Source organism: Microbulbifer agarilyticus (genome assembly GCF_020171345.1).
GTDB classification, from domain to species: Bacteria; Pseudomonadota; Gammaproteobacteria; order Pseudomonadales; family Cellvibrionaceae; genus Microbulbifer; species Microbulbifer agarilyticus_D.
The window spans coordinates 591920-607689 of the sequence record NZ_JAIUZM010000001.1; the positions used below are offsets into that span (position 1 = coordinate 591920).

Sequence of the window (15770 nt, forward strand, 5' to 3'; positions counted from 1 at the left end):
GCGGTTTTGAAAACGAATACCCGGTGCTTGACCGCCACCATGCTCCAGAAGGGTTCTTCGAATTAGCTTGGTGGCGGCAGATCACAGGGTGGAGCTTTTGGAAACCGCTGTGAATACATCCCTGTACGCTCCGTCGCAAACATCCCTGTTTGCGACGGTTTCCAAAAGCTCCACCCTGCGCTCTGCCTTAGCATCGACGTTAAGCGCCTCGAATACACGCAAAATAAAATAGAGACAGGTAGTTAAATGTCCCTAACTAAAACCATAAAAAATGTCCTTCGCGCAAAAAATCTCGGATTATCTGCGTTAATCCTACTCGTGAGCGCGAGTTCACAGGCAATGGAGCAACGTGACTTCGACAAAGCCATGAAGGCGCTGCCGAAAACTGGCGCCAGCGAAAAGCTAAGCGCGCTGCAGGACCTTCGCTACCGCTGGATCATGGAAAGCTATCCAGAGAATGCGACCTATCAGGGCTACCCCGGCGTGGAGCGCGACTGGACCGATCAATCCCTCAAGAGTATCGAGCGCCGCAAGGGCCAGACGCGCAAGCTGCTGGCAACCAGTCGCCAGTTAAACGAAGACAAGCTCAGCGATAGCGAAAAGCTCGACTATCAGCTGCTGTACCAAGACCTGTTGTTAGAGGTACGCGGCTACCAGTTCCCCGAGCACCTGCTGCCGATCAACCATATGAGCGGTATCCAGCGCAGTGTGCCCGCAGTCTTGAATGCGATGCCCAAGCGCACCGCTGCGGACTATGAAGATATTCTTGCGCGCCTCGACAAGCTGCCGGGCTTGATCGAGCAGACCAAGATACTGATGGAGCTTGGCCTTGAGCAGAAGCTCACGCCACCACAAATCACTCTGCGTGACCTGCCCGGCCAGATTCGCGCACTGATTCCGCAAGACCCGGCGCAGAGCCCACTGCTCAAGGCATTCAATAATATGCCTGCGAGCATTGCCGAGACGCGCAAGAACAGACTGCGTACGCGGGCACATAATATTTATCGCAAGTCGCTGGTGCCAAACTGGCAGCGCCTCGCCGAATTTGCGGAGCGGGAATATATCCCACAGGCGAGCACCGAAACCGCATTTACCAAAAACGCCGACGGGATCCGCTGGTATGCGTACAAGGTGCGCGAGCAGACCACCACGGACCTGAGCCCGGCAGAAATTCACCAGATCGGTCTCGAAGAGGTGCGCCGCATTCGCGCACAGATGGATGCGATTATTGAAAAGACGGGCTTCGACGGCGACTTCAAGGCGTTCACCGATTTCCTGCGCAACGACCCGCAGTTCTATCACGTAACCCGTGAAGACCTTCTGAAGCAGTACCGGGATATTGCCAAGCGCATTGATGGTGAAATCCCCGCGCTGTTCCGCACGCTGCCAAGATTGCCCTACGGTATTAAACGGATTCCGGAGTACTCGGAGAAATCCCAGACCACCGCCTATTACCAGCCGGGCTCCATGGAAACCGGGCGCGCCGGGGTATTCTTCGCCAATACCTACAACCTGAAAAGCCGTCCCATCTGGGAAATGGAAGCGCTGACCGTGCACGAGGCCGTCCCCGGGCACCATCTGCAGATTGCACTGGCGCAGGAACAGCAGGATATTCACCCGCTGCGTCGCACCAAAATGTATACCGGTTACGTGGAAGGCTGGGGACTTTACTCCGAAAGCCTCGGTTACGACCTCGGCCTGTACCAGGACCCTTACAGTGAGTTCGGTGCGCTGACCTACGACATGTGGCGCGCGGTGCGCCTGGTGGTCGATACCGGTATGCATCAGCTGGGCTGGAGCCGCGACGAAGCCATTCGCTACTTCATGGATAACAGTGCCAAGCCCGAGCATGATGTGGTGGTGGAAATCGATCGCTACCTGGTATGGCCGGGACAGGCGCTTGCCTACAAAGTTGGACAGCTGAAAATTCTGGAAATCCGCGCACGCTCGGAGGAAGCTCTCGGCAATAACTTTGATATCCGCCAGTTTCATGACGCACTGTTGGGCGCCGGCGCCTTGCCGCTTAATTTACTCGAGACACGTATGAACCGTTGGATCGAATCCCAAGGGGGCAGCCTGAGCCAGACCACCCCAGCGGATGAGTCGGCAGGACAGGCAGCGCTCAACTAATTTCTCAGACAAAAAAAGGCCGCAAACGCGGCCTTTTTTGTGCTGAACAGAAGTCAGTGCGAACATCATGTGCGGTTTTTATTGGCACGCGCATGGTTCTGTACCGAGCGGTACAGCTGACTCAACGAACGGTCAGCCGCCCTCGACTCCGCCAGCGTTTTGCTATTGCGAGCCACTTCCCTCTCCAGCTTGCGCCAGTTGTGCAGGCGACGCGCATCCAGCTCACCGGTGTCGATCGCCCGCTGCACTGCGCAGCCCGGCTCAGATTCGTGAGCGCAATCCGCGAAGCGACACTTGTCCGACAGCGCAGTGATGTCCGCAAAGGTCGCCTCCAGCCCCTCACGGATATCCGCGAGTGCCAGCTCGCGCATACCCGGACTGTCCAGAATCAGCCCCCCATCCACGATCGGATAGAGCGCGCGATGACGGGTGGTATGGCGCCCCTTGCTGTCGTCTTCACGAATACCACCGGTTGCCGCTAGTTCGGTTCCCGCAAGGCTGTTCAACAGGGTGGACTTGCCCACCCCGGAGGAACCGAGCAAAGCCAGTGTCTCGCCACTCTGACAATACTCCCGCAGCGGCGCAACACTTGCGCTATCCAGAGCATTTATCAATTCCACAGGCAGGTCACTATGCCCCTTGAGCGCCTCGTGGAACCGATCATGGTTCTCATCCAGATCCGCCTTGGTCAGCACCAGACAGGCGCGACAACCCGCTTCCTTCACCAACGCCAGATAACGCTCCACCCGCGACAGGTTAAAGTCCTGGTTACAGGAGGAAACGATCAGTACGTTATCCACATTGGCCGCGATCAGCTGAACCTGCTTGGCACCCGGTGCCATGCGCTTGAACAGACTACTGCGCTCCAGCCGGCGTACAGGCTTGCGGCTGTCGCGTGCCAGCAGCAGCCAGTCGCCAACCGTGGGACGCTCTGCCGCATCTTCAAACAGTGCGCCGCTGACCAATACGCTCTCCTCTCCCGACTCGCCGGATACTTCGATCTGGCTGCGATGTACCGCCATCACCTTCACCGGCTGGCAGTTGTTCAGTTCGTCGAGACTCAGCTGCTGCTGAAAAAAGGGCTTCCAACCCAGCTGCTGGAGTGGGGATACGCTAGTTGCAGGTATTTTTGCGCCCGCTGCAGAGGCGCCACGCCGAAATGTTGGGCGACGTGAAATCAGGGATTTACTCAATGTCCTAAACCCTCAGTGGTGCCCGCCACATCACTCTTTCTCACTCAGGAAGAGGCTGCGGGCACGTATGATTTGGCCGCAGAACACAATGTCTGGGCACGATCAGGTGGGGTTTCGATGGAATAAACGAAACCCGACAATAGGAACTTGCCGGGCAGAGGGACTGGAAACGGAAATATCAGTCGCAGCTGGTCCGGCGGAAATTGGATACACTCATGAACCATTCCCTGCTGGTGAAATTTCGTACAACTTAACAGGCCTAGGAAGTAACTGCAACAGCCGCGGACCAATGGGCCTTGCTTACACGCCAAAAGCGTAATGCCGGCGCCAGAAATATTTTCCCACCCACAGAACGAACAAAAGCCGGCAAAAGCCGGCTTTCTATATCGTAGCGCTGACGGTACATCACCTTTCTCGACCTTCAGCGATCAGATAAGTACGAGTATAGACACCTTTGACGATTCCGCAGTCCTTAGGTGCATCGCTTGCTCTTCCTGAGCTTTGCGCGGGATCAGTGTCTTGCTCGCCTATAGATTGGCGTTTTCCCGTTTCCTTTACATAACGCTTTTATGAAAGGTTTGTGACAACGAAAACTACTCGCAGTCACCTGCTTCCACCTGGCAAAGTCCGCGCGAGCGATCACTTATCAGGGTTTTCATCGCCGTCAAACAAGTGCCCCAGCTTGCCCTTTTTAGTGGAAAGGTAATTGACGTTGTGCGGGTTACGCCCGGACTGGTGTGGAAGCCGCTCGGCCACATCTACGCCGAGATCCCGCAGCGCTTTTACTTTGCGTGGATTGTTTGTCATCAGGCGTATCGACTTGATGCCCAGGTGATCAATCATCGGCTTCAGGATCGAGTAATCCCGCATATCCGCACCGAAGCCGAGCTGCTCATTCGCCTCAACGGTGTCGGCGCCCGCGTCCTGCAGATGGTAGGCACGAATCTTATTCAACAAACCAATGCCGCGACCTTCCTGACGCAGGTAAAACACCGCACCACGGCCCTCGGTGGCAATACGATGCAATGCATATTGCAACTGGGCACCGCAGTCGCAGCGCAGGGAAAACAGCGCATCGCCGGTCAGGCACTCGGAGTGAATACGAGCCAGCACCGGCGCATCGGTGTCGAGATCCCCCATGCTCAGGACAACGTGCTCCTTGCCGTTTTCCACTTCCTCGAAACCGTGCATCTCAAACATGCCCCAAGAAGTTGGCAGTTTGGAAGATTCCACATAGCGAATGGTCAAGCTGATACCTCGCGATCCATCAAAATCGTCATCAATTGCGCGCGCGCAGCAGTAACAGTCCATCCTGCTGCTGCATATCCACGCGACTCAAAAAACTGTTGCCCAGCAGTGTCACACTGGGAAAATCGCTACCCAGTACGGTAGCCTCTACGTTGTGCACAGTGATGCCACCGATGGTGACGCTCGCCAGTTGCAGCCTGTACGCTTTTTCCACGCCGCTGGCGGTAGAAACCGTCATGGGCCTCGCCCGCGACAGGTCCAGCCCCAGGCTTTTTGCCGTGGGGTAATTAAACGCGATGCTGGTGGCACCGGTGTCCACCATCACATTCACACGGCGCCCATTAATCCACGCCGTGGTGCTGTAATGGCCGCGGCTGTCCGGATTCAGACGCACTTCGGCGCGCTGGGCCTTGGCATAGTTTGCCGCCACCGGCGCCGCCAGGGTCAGTTTCTGTTCCCGCCCATCAATACGCACCAGCGCATGCTCACTGGTCACCGACACCAGGGTCACGCCCTCTGGCGAGGTTTTGCCGGACTTCAGCAGGCGCTGCTTGCCGTTCACCTCAAACATGGCGCTGGTGCCGAAAATGGCCTGCAAACGCACTTCCTGTGCACTGACAATGACTGGCACCAGCAGCGTGACAGCGAGTATGAATAGACCGCGCAGCGTCATGGGCATCCCGCCTCAGAGTGTGTGAATCAAATAAGCCGTGCCCTGCAACACCAGCGCGGCGTAAATTCCTGCCAGTATATCGTCCAGCATGATCCCCAGACCACCATGCACACGGCGGTCAGCCCAGCCGATGGGCGGGGGTTTGGTGATATCGAAAATTCTAAACAGGACAAATCCGTACAGGGCCCACAGCCAGCCCGCCGGGGCCATAAACATAGTGAGCCAGTAGCCGACAAATTCGTCCCACACGATGCCGCCGTGGTCGTGCACACCGAGCTTCTTGGACGCGGCGCCACACAGGTAGCAACCCACGACAAAGGTGATAACAAGTACCGCCAGGTAGGCCAGCGGCGACAGAAACTGCAGTCCATACCAGAGTGGAACCGCCGCGAGGGTACCGAAAGTCCCCGGTGCCTTTTTGGCAAGGCCGGAACCAAACCCAAACGCGAGAAACAGCACCGGGCTGCGCAGAAGTTCGGCCATGGTGGGCGTGGGCTTCGGTGTAGGGGGCGGTGTTGCCGTCGAATTGGTGCTCATAATGTTGTTATTCTCCACCGCTTAAAAGTGTTGGAAACTGGTGCCGCTGGGCTGCCAGCCCACGCCATGCAATCGACAGCGCACCCCGCTTTCCGCAGTCATGCGACCGATGGCCGTAATCGGCAGCTGCAGTGCCCCCAATGCACTTAAATGCTGCTCGGGGATCGTAAAGCAGAGCTGGTAGTCGTCTCCGCCGGTGAGCGCGGTTTCCAGGGCGCGCTCGCCTTTTACACTCTGCGCCAGTGGCGCTATCGGCAAACGCTCCAGATCCAGCTCGGCACCGAGACCACTGGCCTCACAGATATGCCCGAGATCCCCCAGCAGGCCGTCCGAAATATCCAGTGCGGCACTGGCGTATTCGCCAATGGCTCGGGCCACCGCGAATTGCGGCTCCGGGAAATAATAGGCCGCCTCGCTTTGCTGTTGCTGTTGCTGTTGCTGCGCGAGACTGCCGTCGATTTCGCCCAGCACAATGGGCAATGCGGCTGCGCCGGCACCCAGCGTATTGGACACAAAAATGCGATCGCCAGCACTCGCGCCATCGCGCCGCAGTGGCGCGTCACAGGCACCAGTGACCTGAATGGTGATCGACAACGGCCCCTTGGTTGTGTCACCACCGATCAGCGTTATTCCATACGCGTGCGCCGTCGCCGCAAGTCCGCGTGCGAACGGCTCTAACCAATCGGGGCTACTCTCAGGCAACGTCAGCGCAAGCGTAAACCACAGAGGTTCCGCGTTCATCGCGGCGAGATCCGAAAGATTGACGCGCAGCGCGCGGCTGCCGATACGGAAGGGATCAGCGCTTGCAGGAAAATGCACATCCGCCACCAGGGTATCCACACTGGTGGCGAGAATTTTACCGGTGGGGGGATTCAGCAGCGCGCAGTCGTCGCCAATACCCAACACCACGCTCTGGTTTGCATAACCCTGAGCGCCAGAATTGGGCTGGCCCTCGGTTTGAAAGCGGGAGGAAAAGTACTCCCGAATCAGTTCAAATTCACCGGGGCCGGGCATGCGCAATTTAGCCCTTATCGGCCTTTACTTCGACACTGCGCTCTTTCGCTGCAACCTTGTCGAGAATACCGTTAATAAACTTGAAAGCATCGGTGGGGCCAAACTTTTTCGCCAGGGCAACGGCTTCGTTGATCACGACCTTGTAGGGCACGTCGATACGGTTCTTCAGCTCGAAGGTGGACATGCGCAGCAGCGCGCGAGACACCGGGTCGAGCTCTTCGACGTCGCGGTCCAGGTATTCGGTATAAATACCTTCGATCTCGTCGAGGTTTTTCGCCACGCCATGCAGCAACTCGTGAAAGTACGGCACGTCGGTTTTGCTCATATCGTTGTCGGTACGAAACTCGGCTTCGATAGTATTCAAGTTGGAGCCAGCCATTTGCCACTGATACAGGGCCTGCATGGCGTAGTGGCGAGCCTTGCGGCGGGCAGATGCGGTTACGGTCATTTCAATTCAGTCCGGTTTAGATTTTGCCCAGCAGGGAAACCATTTCGAGGGCGGTTTCCGCGGCTTCACAGCCTTTGTTGCCGGCTTTGGTGCCGGAGCGCTCGATGGCCTGCTCGATGGAGTCTACGGTGAGAACACCGAAGGTCACAGGGATGCCGGTGTCCATGGATACCTGGGCAAGGCCTTTGGTACATTCGCCAGCTACGTATTCGAAGTGCGGGGTACCGCCGCGGATCACCGCACCCAGTGCAATAACTGCGTCAAACTTTTTGCTCTGGGCAATTTTTTGCGCGGCCAGCGGGAATTCGAAAGCACCCGGGGCGTAGTAAATGGTGATGTCTTCTTCCTTGATGCCTTTGCGGCGCAGGGTGTCCAGCGCGCCGTCTTTCAGGCTTTCTACAACGAAGCTGTTCCAGCGGCTCACCAGCAGCGCGTACTTACCGGTGCTGCCTACGAAATCCCCTTCGATAACTTTGATCTTGCTCATGGTCTCTTTCCGTTTCTGTTTTCCACTTTGAGCCCTTGGTATCTCTTTGGCCCTAGAGCAGTGGCGGCGGAGCACCGGGTATAAGTTTTCAGGACCGAGCTGGGCGCCCCCTGTGAATCCATCCCAGGGCGCTGCGGCGCAAACTTCCTGTTTGCGACGCTCCTGAAAACTTATACCCGGCCCTCCGCCTTCGATTCAAAAATACGGGGTCTTAAACCCCATGTTTTCCTAAATTTCTTCCGCGTTCAGATATTCTTCAACTTCCAGATCGAAACCGGAAATTGCGCTGAACTTGAACGGCGCACTCATCAAACGCATTTTGCGCACTTTCAGATCACGCAAAATTTGTGAGCCGGTACCTACCTGCTTGTACACCAGATCCTGGCTCGGGCGCTGTTGCTTGCCGCTGATCAACCAGTCGATACTCTCTTCAATTTCATCGGTGGTTTCGTTGTGGCAAATCACTACCACAACACCCTTGCCCTCTTCCTTGACCTTTTTCAGCGCACTGCGGAAGGTCCAGGGTTCGTACTTTTCGTCACCGCGGCGCAGGCTGAATACGTCGCGCAGGGTGCTGGCCACGTGTACGCGTACCAGCGTCGGTTCTTCCGGATTGAACTCGCCAAGGCTGAAAGCGAAGTGGCGTTCGCGGCGCGCTTTGTCGAGGTAAGTGCGCAGTTTGAATTCTCCAAACTCGGTATGCACACGGCGCTCGTTTACGCACTCAACGGTTTTTTCATTGAGGGCGCGGTAGTTAATCAGGTCGGCGATGGTGCCGATTTTGAGGTTGTGCTGCTTGGCGAACTTTTCCAGGTCCGGGCGACGGGCCATGGTGCCGTCTTCGTTCATGATCTCGACGATGGCGGCGGCGGGCTCGAAACCCGCCAGGCGAGCCAGGTCACAACCGGCTTCGGTGTGGCCGGCGCGACTCAGTACACCACCGGGCTGGGCCTTGATCGGGAAGATGTGGCCGGGCTGCACGATATCGGACGGCTTGGCGTTGCGGGCAACGGCAGCGCGGATGGTGCGGGCACGGTCGGCGGCGGAGATACCGGTGGTAACGCCTTCGGCAGCTTCGATAGAGACGGTGAAGTTGGTGCTGAACTGGGCGCCATTGTCACGGGACATCAGCGGCAGGTCGAGCTGTTCACAGCGGTCGCCGGTCAGGGTCAGGCAGATCAGGCCGCGGGCGTGGGTAGCCATAAAGTTGATGTCTTCCGGGCGCACCTGTTCGGCGGCGATGACGAGGTCACCCTCGTTCTCGCGATCTTCGTCGTCCATCAGGATAACCATTTTGCCCTGACGGATATCGTCGATCAGTTCTTCAACGCTATTCAGTTCCATAACTCTCTCAATATTGTCGTCGGTGCCTTTGGGACCCGTACATTTATGTCTTTTCGCTTTAGGCCTTGTAAAAGCCATGCTGGGCGAGGAATTCCATGGTCAGCCCATCGCTCTTCGGCTCCGCCGCGGCATCCCCCAAGAGTAGCCGCTCCAGGTAGCGCGCAATCAGGTCGACTTCCAGGTTCACCTTGGTGCCAGCCTGATAACCGCCAATCACCGTTTCTGCGATGGTGTGCGGCACGATGGTGAGTTCGAATTCCGCGCCATCCACTGCGTTTACGGTGAGGCTGGTGCCATCGATGGTGATTGAGCCCTTGTGAGCAATGTATTTGGCCAGCTCTGCCGGTGCGCGCAGGCGGAACTGCTCGGCGCGGGCAGCGGGCTTGCGCCAGACAACTTCACCAATGCCATCAACGTGGCCGCTCACCATATGCCCACCGAGGCGGGTCTGCGGCGTGAGCGCCTTTTCCAGGTTCACTTTGTCACCGAGTTTCCAGCCCTGCAGGGTGGCGACGGCAAGGGTTTCTGCGGACACATCGGCCCAGTAGCCATCGCCAGGCAGGTCGACCACGGTCAGGCAGACGCCATTGGTCGCGATACTGTCGCCCAGCTTGACGTCGGACAGGTCGAGCTTGCCGGTCTTTATTCGCAGGCGCAGGTCGCCGTCCTTCGGCTGAAGGGCAACGATCTCACCTACGGCTTCAACGATTCCAGTAAACAAATCAGTTACCTTTTAACTACCTGTTGCTAACCCCCACCGGCGGCTAGCGCTCGATATCGGTGGTCGCGGTAATGCGCCAGTCGTGGCCAACCGCCCGCATATCGGTAATGGTGATGGGCAGCATGGAGCCCATACGCTCGATTGGCAGCTCAAACAGCGGCCGGGCGCTGGAGCCAAGTATCTTGGGCGCCATGTAAACGATGATTTCATCCACATGGCCCTGGTACATAAAGGCGCCGGAAAGGGTCGCGCCACTCTCGATCAGCACCTCATTGCACTCGCGACGGGCGAGTTCCTTCAATAGTGCCCCCAGATGCACACGGCCTTCTTTATCGGCAGGCAGCACCAGTACCTCGGCACCGGCCTTTTCCAGGCGAGCACCGCGCTCAGGCTCCGCGGCATCCGTTGTGATCACCAATGTGGGGGCGCCCCCCTGCAAAATAAAGGCCTTGGCGGGAGTGCGCAGCTGGCTATCGACGATGACCCGCAACGGCTGCTTCTCTGCGGAAGCTGCGGCCAGCTCCGCCGGCAGCGCCATCTCTTCCGGGCGCACATTCATATTCGGGTTGTCGTAACGCACCGTATCCGCACCGGTGACCACCGCACAGCTGCGTGCGCGCAGCGCCTGCACATCCGCTCGCGCCGCCGGGCCGGTAACCCATTTGGACTCGCCACTGGCCATGGCGGTGCGGCCATCAATGCTCATGGCAGACTTGCTGCGCACCAGGGGCAATCCAAGGGTCATGCGTTTGATGAACCCGGGATTCAGCGCCCGGCAGGATTCTTCCAGCAATGGGCCCTCCACTTCAATGCCCGCATCGCGCAGTTTTTGTAACCCGTTGCCACTGACACTGGGGTTGGGGTCTTCCATACCGAACACCACCTTGGCCACGCCAGCGGTGATCAGGGCATCGGCGCAGGGACCGGTTTTACCAGTGTGACTGCAGGGTTCCAGGGTGACGTAGGCAATGTTGCCGCGCGCCTGCTCACCGGCATCCCGCAGGGCTTCGATTTCCGCATGGGGCTCACCGGCACGCTTGTGCCAGCCCTCACCGACAATATTGCCGTCAACATCCGCGATCACACAGCCAACACGGGGGTTGGGCATGGTGGTGTAGAGGCCGCGCTCGGCCAACTGAACAGCGCGGGCCATCAACTCGCTGGGGCTATAGGCCATTACTTGACCTCCCCCGGTGATTTCTCGTGGGGCGTGTTCAGGCGTTCAATCTCGTCACTGAAATCGCTGACATCCTCGAAACGGCGGTATACGGAGGCAAACCGCACGAACGCCACCTGATCCAACTCACGCAGCTGCTCCATCACCAGCTCGCCGATATGCCGCGCGGGCAGCTCGCGCTCGCCGGTGGCCTGCAGGGAGTGCTTGATCTGGGCGACCGCCGCTTCCACCCGCTCGGTACTCACCGGGCGCTTTTCTACCGCGCGCTGAATACCTGCACGCAGCTTATCTTCATTGAAGGGCTCGCGATGGCCATTCTGCTTCACCACGCGGGGCAGGAGCAGTTCGGCAGTCTCAAAGGTGGTGAAGCGCTCGTGGCACTGCAGGCACTCACGACGACGGCGTACCTGGTCGCCATCGGCAACCAGGCGGGAATCTACGACTTTGGTTTCATCTGCGCTGCAGAAGGGACAGTGCATGGGGAGAGGGCCCTCGAAAAAGTGGGCCGCAGTTTAACACATAAGTGCTATTTCCCCGCTATTCGGGCCCAATGAGGGGCACGCGCAGAGCCGAGTTCTGGGCAAGGAAATCGACAGGGGTCAGAGATAGGTTCTGCTAGGCGGCGCACTGATCGCAGAGACAGGGCAGCTCCAGCGCCGGGCTCAGCAATTGCCAACCCGCGTCAGCGGCGCCTTTGCGCAGGGTTTTTACCACCTCGCCCTTAACTGCGATTTCTTTCACCGCACCACAGCCTTCACAAATCAAAAACTGCGGAGTCTCATGCTCGTGGTGGCAGGCGATATGCGAGCAGGCGACAAATTTGTTGGCGGAGACCAACTTGTGCGCCAGGGCATTCTCCACCAGAAAATCCAGCATCCGGTAGACGGACATCCCCTGGATGGTCTCACCAGTTTCTTCCCGGTAGAGATCGACGATTTCGTAGGCGGAAAGCGGAGCGGGCGACTTCAGCAATAGCCTCAGGATGCTCTGGCGTTTTTCGGTAAAACGCACGCCATTTTCACTACAGCGCTCGCTGGCACGCTGCATGACCTGATCAACCTGAGTCTGCTTCATTCGAGGCTCCAATCTGCAAGGCCATCGATTCTAACACCACTGACAAATTGGCTAAAATCCGCCCCGGGTTCGCGGGCGATACAAGACCGCCCATCGAGCCTGAAGCCCTCGGTTAGAGATTTTCGCGCTCAATAATCCGCTGCCACAACTTGTGGCGCAGGGCGAGTATGCGGGACTTGGTAGCCGCCGGAATCCAGGTGCGCTCGAGTTCCTGCGGACGCGGGTAAACGGCCGGATTACCCAGCAAGGTCGGATCAACCAGATCCTGCGCCGCCATATTCGCATTGGCGTACTGGGTTTCGTTACTGATATTAGCAATGACACTGGGCTGCATAAGGTAGTTGAGGAACTGGTAAGCGGCGTCAACATCCCGCGCATCGGACGGCATGGCAACCACATCGATCCACAGCGGGAAGCCCTCTTTCGGCATCACATAGCGGATATCAAAGTTCTTGCCCGCCTCTTCAGCCATCTGCTGGGCGACGAGAACATCACCGCTCCAGGCGTGGGCAATGCAACGCTTGCCACTGGCCAGGTCTTCCACGTATTCACCGGAGTCGAAGTCGGTAATATGCAAGCGTACCTTGGATAGCAAGTTGGCCACCATGTACTGGTGGGCAATGCTCATGGAGTTGGGGTCTTTCTCCAGATATTTGAGCGCAACGTCAAAGATTTCTTCCGGCGAGCGCATCAGCGTCGCGTTGCAGTGGTCGAGCTTACCCAGGTTTTCTGGGTCAAACAGCAGGCCCCAGCTGTCTTCCGGCAGGGTGCCACCAAAGGCCTTCTCTACTGCCTGCACGTTATAGCCGATGCCCACGGTGCCCCACAGGTAAGGCATCGCGTAATCATTACCCGGGTCAAACAGAGCCAGGCGCTGCATGAACTTGGGGTCGTTTTGGGACCAATTGTCGATACGGTCGCGGTCTAGTTTCTGCAGCTGGCCGGAGGCAATATATTTGGGGAGGTTATCCGAACCCGGAACGATCACATCAAAGCGGCGGCCTTGGTTTAGCCAAACCTCTTCGAGCTCTTCGATATCGTCGAATTCAAAATAATGCACCTTGATGCCGGTAGCGGCCTCAAAATCGGCAATGGTGTCTTCGGCGATCGATTCCGACCAGTTGGCAAAGTGCAACTCGCGCGCCTGGGCAGCCAGGCTGAAGGCAAAAACGGCGGTCAGGGTGACCAACAAATTGGATACTGGACGCATGCTTTACTCTCGCTCCGCAGCCCTGCTGCGCGGTGGCTTCAGTGCTTCGCCGCGGCACTCCCGCCACATGTGCAAAGCCTCGAATCCTGAAACCGCTCGGACCCGAAAGTACCGGTCGCTTGCGCAGACCGTTAATCAGCAACACTTCCCTGATGCCGCCAAAACACTCAGCAAATACTGCGCCGAAGGGCGCAAACATACAGACCCGAAGTTCACTTCGGTTTTAGAGGGCGCGTATTAAAACAGAATCCGCAGTCTGTTTTACAGTCCGTCGAGATAATTTTTTAACTTAATTGCCAAACAAAGAAAAAAGACCCCTTAAAAGGAGCCTTTTTGATACGAAATTGCTAGATCTCAGCCTTTGTAAACTGGGAACTTCGCGCAAATATTGAGCACTTTCGCCTTCACATCGGCGATGGTTGCGGCCGCATCGCCCTTCTCCAGCGCGTCCAGCACATCACAGATCCAGTTGGTGAGCTGCTTGGTCTCTTCCACACCGAAACCGCGCGTGGTAATGGCCGGGGTGCCGACTCGCAGACCGCTGGTGATGAACGGGGAGCGCGGGTCGTTCGGTACCGCGTTCTTGTTTACAGTGATGTTGGCGTTGCCCAGGGCCTCGTCCGCATCCTTACCGGTGTACTCCTTGCCGATCAGGTCCACCAGCATCAGGTGGTCGTCGGTACCGCCGGAAACGATGTTGATACCGCGGTCGAGGAAGGTCTCTGCCATCGCGCGCGCATTTTCAACAACCTTCTGCTGGTAATCCTTGTACTCGGGGCTCATGGCTTCCTTGAAGGAAACCGCTTTGGCCGCGATCACGTGCATCAGCGGGCCGCCCTGGCCGCCCGGGAATACCGCGCTGTTCAGCTTCTTCTCGATCTCTTCATTGGCCTTGGCAATGATGATGCCGCCACGCGGACCGCGCAGGGTTTTGTGGGTGGTGGAGGTCACCACGTCTGCGTGGGGAACCGGAGACGGGTATACGCCCGCGGCGACCAGACCGGCTACGTGCGCCATGTCGACCATCAGGTAGGCGCCTACCTTGTCGGCGATTTCGCGGAAACGCGCCCAGTCCATGATGCGGCTGTAAGCGGAGAAGCCGGCAACGACCATCTTCGGCTTGTGTTCCAGCGCCAGGCGCTCAACTTCGTCGTAATCCACTTCACCGGTTTCGGCGTTCAGGCCGTACTGCACCGCGTTGTAGATCTTGCCGGAGAAGTTCACTTTGGCGCCGTGGGTCAGGTGGCCACCGTGGGCCAGGCTCATACCCAGTACGGTGTCACCCGGGGCGCACAGTGCCTGGTATACCGCGGCGTTCGCCTGGGAGCCGGAGTGCGGCTGCACGTTGGCGTAGTCGGCACCGAACAGCTCTTTGGCGCGCTCGATGGCCAGGGCTTCTACCTTGTCGACGTACTCACAGCCACCGTAGTAGCGCTTGCCGGGATAACCTTCGGCGTACTTGTTGGTCAACTTGGTACCCTGAGCTTCCATCACCTGCGGGCTGGTGTAGTTCTCCGAGGCGATCAGCTCGATGTGCTCTTCCTGGCGGCGGTCTTCGTCCTGGATGGCAGACCACACATCCGGGTCGTATGAAGAAAGGGTGACGGATTTATCAAACATGGTATTCCCTCGGATGATAAGGCGCGAATCGCGCAAGCATAATCTCGACAAGGGCAAATACCGACCCGTTTTGACCGGCCCGCCCCCAGAAAGCGGCGCATTGTACACCAAGGGAGGCGCTGCAGCGCAAAGGGTGCACATGAAACAATTTCAATTCGGGCTGTAAATTCGCTCAAGTGGGTGTTTGCCCCCCCGCCGCCTGGTAGACAGCTACTGAAAGCAGCGAGGCAAGTCGCAGGCACCAAAAACGCAAAACGCGGCCCGAAGACCGCGTTCCGAAATACCGCAGGTCAGATACCCAAAACCTGCAGCTGCCAGCTGGCAAAAACTCAGCTTCCGCCTTAGAAACGAAACACCAAGGAGCCGGACCAGAAATCCACGTCTTCCTCAACCACGGTGTATTCGGCCTCGAAATTCACGGCCTCGGATAAAGACAAACCAAGACCCAGGCCCGCGGACAGGCCAGACTCGCTACCATTAGCATCATCACCAAAGTCGACACTTTCGTTCAAATAGCCCAAACGCCCCTTGAAATAGATGTCGCCCTGACTGCGGTAGGTTGCGTACGCACCAAAAGTCGAAATGCTGTAGTCAGCCTCTATGTCCACCCAGGAATTGCGTAAGCGAAACTCACCATCCACCACTGACGTAGTGTATTCACCTTCCACACCAAAGCCGTTTGCCCAATTGTATCCGGCGCGAAAACCCGCATTGAACGGGCTATCGCCACTGATATCTGCATCCATCAGGCCGGCAACGCCACCAAAGTAACCACCTTCTGTAGCCTGAGCACCCATTGCGCATCCCAACAGGGCCAACGCAGCCAAAACTTGCTTCATCATTCAATCCTTCAAATGCTTATGATTTTTGGAGCGCGAATTCTACTGCATGAAT

At 57.7% G+C, this 15770-nt stretch carries 16 protein-coding genes; 1 reads left to right on the forward strand and 15 read right to left on the reverse strand.

Features of this window, described 5'->3' with window-relative positions; genetic code table 11:
* Positions 1-339: 339 nt before the first annotated feature.
* Positions 340-2130: a DUF885 domain-containing protein gene (locus LCM31_RS02340; RefSeq protein WP_224867218.1), complete on the forward strand. Its 1791-nt coding sequence runs from the start codon at positions 340-342 to the stop codon at positions 2128-2130.
* Positions 2131-2195: 65 nt separating this feature from the next.
* Here the strand turns inward: LCM31_RS02340 and rsgA are convergent, their stop codons facing one another.
* The 15 genes from rsgA to LCM31_RS02415 all read right to left on the reverse strand — a co-directional run bounded on the left by rsgA (position 2196) and on the right by LCM31_RS02415 (position 15718).
* Positions 2196-3323, reverse strand: a complete 1128-nt coding sequence (gene rsgA, locus LCM31_RS02345; protein ID WP_224867220.1) for a ribosome small subunit-dependent GTPase A — start codon at positions 3321-3323, stop codon at positions 2196-2198.
* 639 nt (positions 3324-3962) lie between these two features.
* Positions 3963-4571 (reverse strand): GTP cyclohydrolase II, encoded by a 609-nt coding sequence (ribA, locus tag LCM31_RS02350; protein ID WP_224867222.1) that lies wholly within the window; start codon positions 4569-4571, stop codon positions 3963-3965.
* 31 nt (positions 4572-4602) lie between these two features.
* Complete coding sequence (locus LCM31_RS02355) at positions 4603-5244, reverse strand: retropepsin-like aspartic protease family protein (RefSeq protein ID WP_224867224.1); 642 nt, start codon at positions 5242-5244, stop codon at positions 4603-4605.
* 12 nt (positions 5245-5256) lie between these two features.
* Positions 5257-5781, reverse strand: coding sequence for a phosphatidylglycerophosphatase A family protein (locus LCM31_RS02360; protein WP_224867226.1), 525 nt, complete (start codon positions 5779-5781; stop codon positions 5257-5259).
* A 21-nt stretch (positions 5782-5802) separates the two neighbouring features.
* Positions 5803-6795, reverse strand: coding sequence for a thiamine-phosphate kinase (thiL, locus tag LCM31_RS02365; protein ID WP_224867228.1), 993 nt, complete (start codon positions 6793-6795; stop codon positions 5803-5805).
* Positions 6796-6802: 7 nt separating this feature from the next.
* A complete protein-coding gene (gene nusB / locus LCM31_RS02370) occupies positions 6803-7243 on the reverse strand; it encodes a transcription antitermination factor NusB (RefSeq protein ID WP_224867230.1) in 441 nt (146 codons plus the stop codon).
* 16 nt (positions 7244-7259) lie between these two features.
* Positions 7260-7730: a 6,7-dimethyl-8-ribityllumazine synthase gene (ribH, locus tag LCM31_RS02375; protein WP_010131707.1), complete on the reverse strand. Its 471-nt coding sequence runs from the start codon at positions 7728-7730 to the stop codon at positions 7260-7262.
* A 228-nt stretch (positions 7731-7958) separates the two neighbouring features.
* Entirely contained in the window at positions 7959-9074 is a 1116-nt protein-coding gene (gene ribBA, locus LCM31_RS02380) for a bifunctional 3,4-dihydroxy-2-butanone-4-phosphate synthase/GTP cyclohydrolase II (RefSeq protein ID WP_224867231.1), read from the reverse strand.
* A gap of 58 nt (positions 9075-9132) precedes the next feature.
* Complete coding sequence (locus LCM31_RS02385; RefSeq protein ID WP_224867233.1) at positions 9133-9795, reverse strand: riboflavin synthase; 663 nt, start codon at positions 9793-9795, stop codon at positions 9133-9135.
* 43 nt (positions 9796-9838) lie between these two features.
* The gene (ribD, locus tag LCM31_RS02390) at positions 9839-10972 is read right to left on the reverse strand and encodes a bifunctional diaminohydroxyphosphoribosylaminopyrimidine deaminase/5-amino-6-(5-phosphoribosylamino)uracil reductase RibD (RefSeq protein WP_224867235.1); all 1134 of its coding nucleotides are present in this window, start codon (positions 10970-10972) and stop codon (positions 9839-9841) included.
* Entirely contained in the window at positions 10972-11451 is a 480-nt protein-coding gene (gene nrdR, locus LCM31_RS02395) for a transcriptional regulator NrdR (RefSeq protein ID WP_010131713.1), read from the reverse strand. Before nrdR ends, ribD begins: the two co-directional genes overlap by 1 nt.
* Positions 11452-11587: 136 nt before the next feature.
* The gene (locus tag LCM31_RS02400; protein ID WP_224867237.1) at positions 11588-12046 is read right to left on the reverse strand and encodes a Fur family transcriptional regulator; all 459 of its coding nucleotides are present in this window, start codon (positions 12044-12046) and stop codon (positions 11588-11590) included.
* A gap of 112 nt (positions 12047-12158) precedes the next feature.
* Positions 12159-13256, reverse strand: coding sequence for an extracellular solute-binding protein (locus tag LCM31_RS02405; RefSeq protein ID WP_224867239.1), 1098 nt, complete (start codon positions 13254-13256; stop codon positions 12159-12161).
* Between the two features lie 354 nt (positions 13257-13610).
* Positions 13611-14876: a serine hydroxymethyltransferase gene (gene glyA, locus LCM31_RS02410; RefSeq protein ID WP_224867241.1), complete on the reverse strand. Its 1266-nt coding sequence runs from the start codon at positions 14874-14876 to the stop codon at positions 13611-13613.
* 341 nt (positions 14877-15217) lie between these two features.
* Positions 15218-15718: an outer membrane beta-barrel protein gene (locus LCM31_RS02415; protein WP_224867243.1), complete on the reverse strand. Its 501-nt coding sequence runs from the start codon at positions 15716-15718 to the stop codon at positions 15218-15220.
* Positions 15719-15770: the final 52 nt, after the last annotated feature.

What these genes read in the sequence shown, in the direction of transcription:
- LCM31_RS02340 (WP_224867218.1), top strand. Translation starts at nt 340, where the DNA reads ATGGAGCAACGTGACTTCGACAAAGCCATGAAGGCGCTGCCGAAAACT.
- LCM31_RS02355 (WP_224867224.1), bottom strand. Translation starts at nt 5,244, where the DNA reads ATGACGCTGCGCGGTCTATTCATACTCGCTGTCACGCTGCTGGTGCCA.
- LCM31_RS02360 (WP_224867226.1), bottom strand. Translation starts at nt 5,781, where the DNA reads ATGAGCACCAATTCGACGGCAACACCGCCCCCTACACCGAAGCCCACG.
- thiL (WP_224867228.1), bottom strand. Translation starts at nt 6,795, where the DNA reads ATGCCCGGCCCCGGTGAATTTGAACTGATTCGGGAGTACTTTTCCTCC.
- nusB (WP_224867230.1), bottom strand. Translation starts at nt 7,243, where the DNA reads ATGACCGTAACCGCATCTGCCCGCCGCAAGGCTCGCCACTACGCCATG.
- ribH (WP_010131707.1), bottom strand. Translation starts at nt 7,730, where the DNA reads ATGAGCAAGATCAAAGTTATCGAAGGGGATTTCGTAGGCAGCACCGGT.
- ribBA (WP_224867231.1), bottom strand. Translation starts at nt 9,074, where the DNA reads ATGGAACTGAATAGCGTTGAAGAACTGATCGACGATATCCGTCAGGGC.
- ribD (WP_224867235.1), bottom strand. Translation starts at nt 10,972, where the DNA reads ATGGCCTATAGCCCCAGCGAGTTGATGGCCCGCGCTGTTCAGTTGGCC.
- nrdR (WP_010131713.1), bottom strand. Translation starts at nt 11,451, where the DNA reads ATGCACTGTCCCTTCTGCAGCGCAGATGAAACCAAAGTCGTAGATTCC.
- LCM31_RS02400 (WP_224867237.1), bottom strand. Translation starts at nt 12,046, where the DNA reads ATGAAGCAGACTCAGGTTGATCAGGTCATGCAGCGTGCCAGCGAGCGC.
- LCM31_RS02405 (WP_224867239.1), bottom strand. Translation starts at nt 13,256, where the DNA reads ATGCGTCCAGTATCCAATTTGTTGGTCACCCTGACCGCCGTTTTTGCC.
- glyA (WP_224867241.1), bottom strand. Translation starts at nt 14,876, where the DNA reads ATGTTTGATAAATCCGTCACCCTTTCTTCATACGACCCGGATGTGTGG.
- LCM31_RS02415 (WP_224867243.1), bottom strand. Translation starts at nt 15,718, where the DNA reads ATGATGAAGCAAGTTTTGGCTGCGTTGGCCCTGTTGGGATGCGCAATG.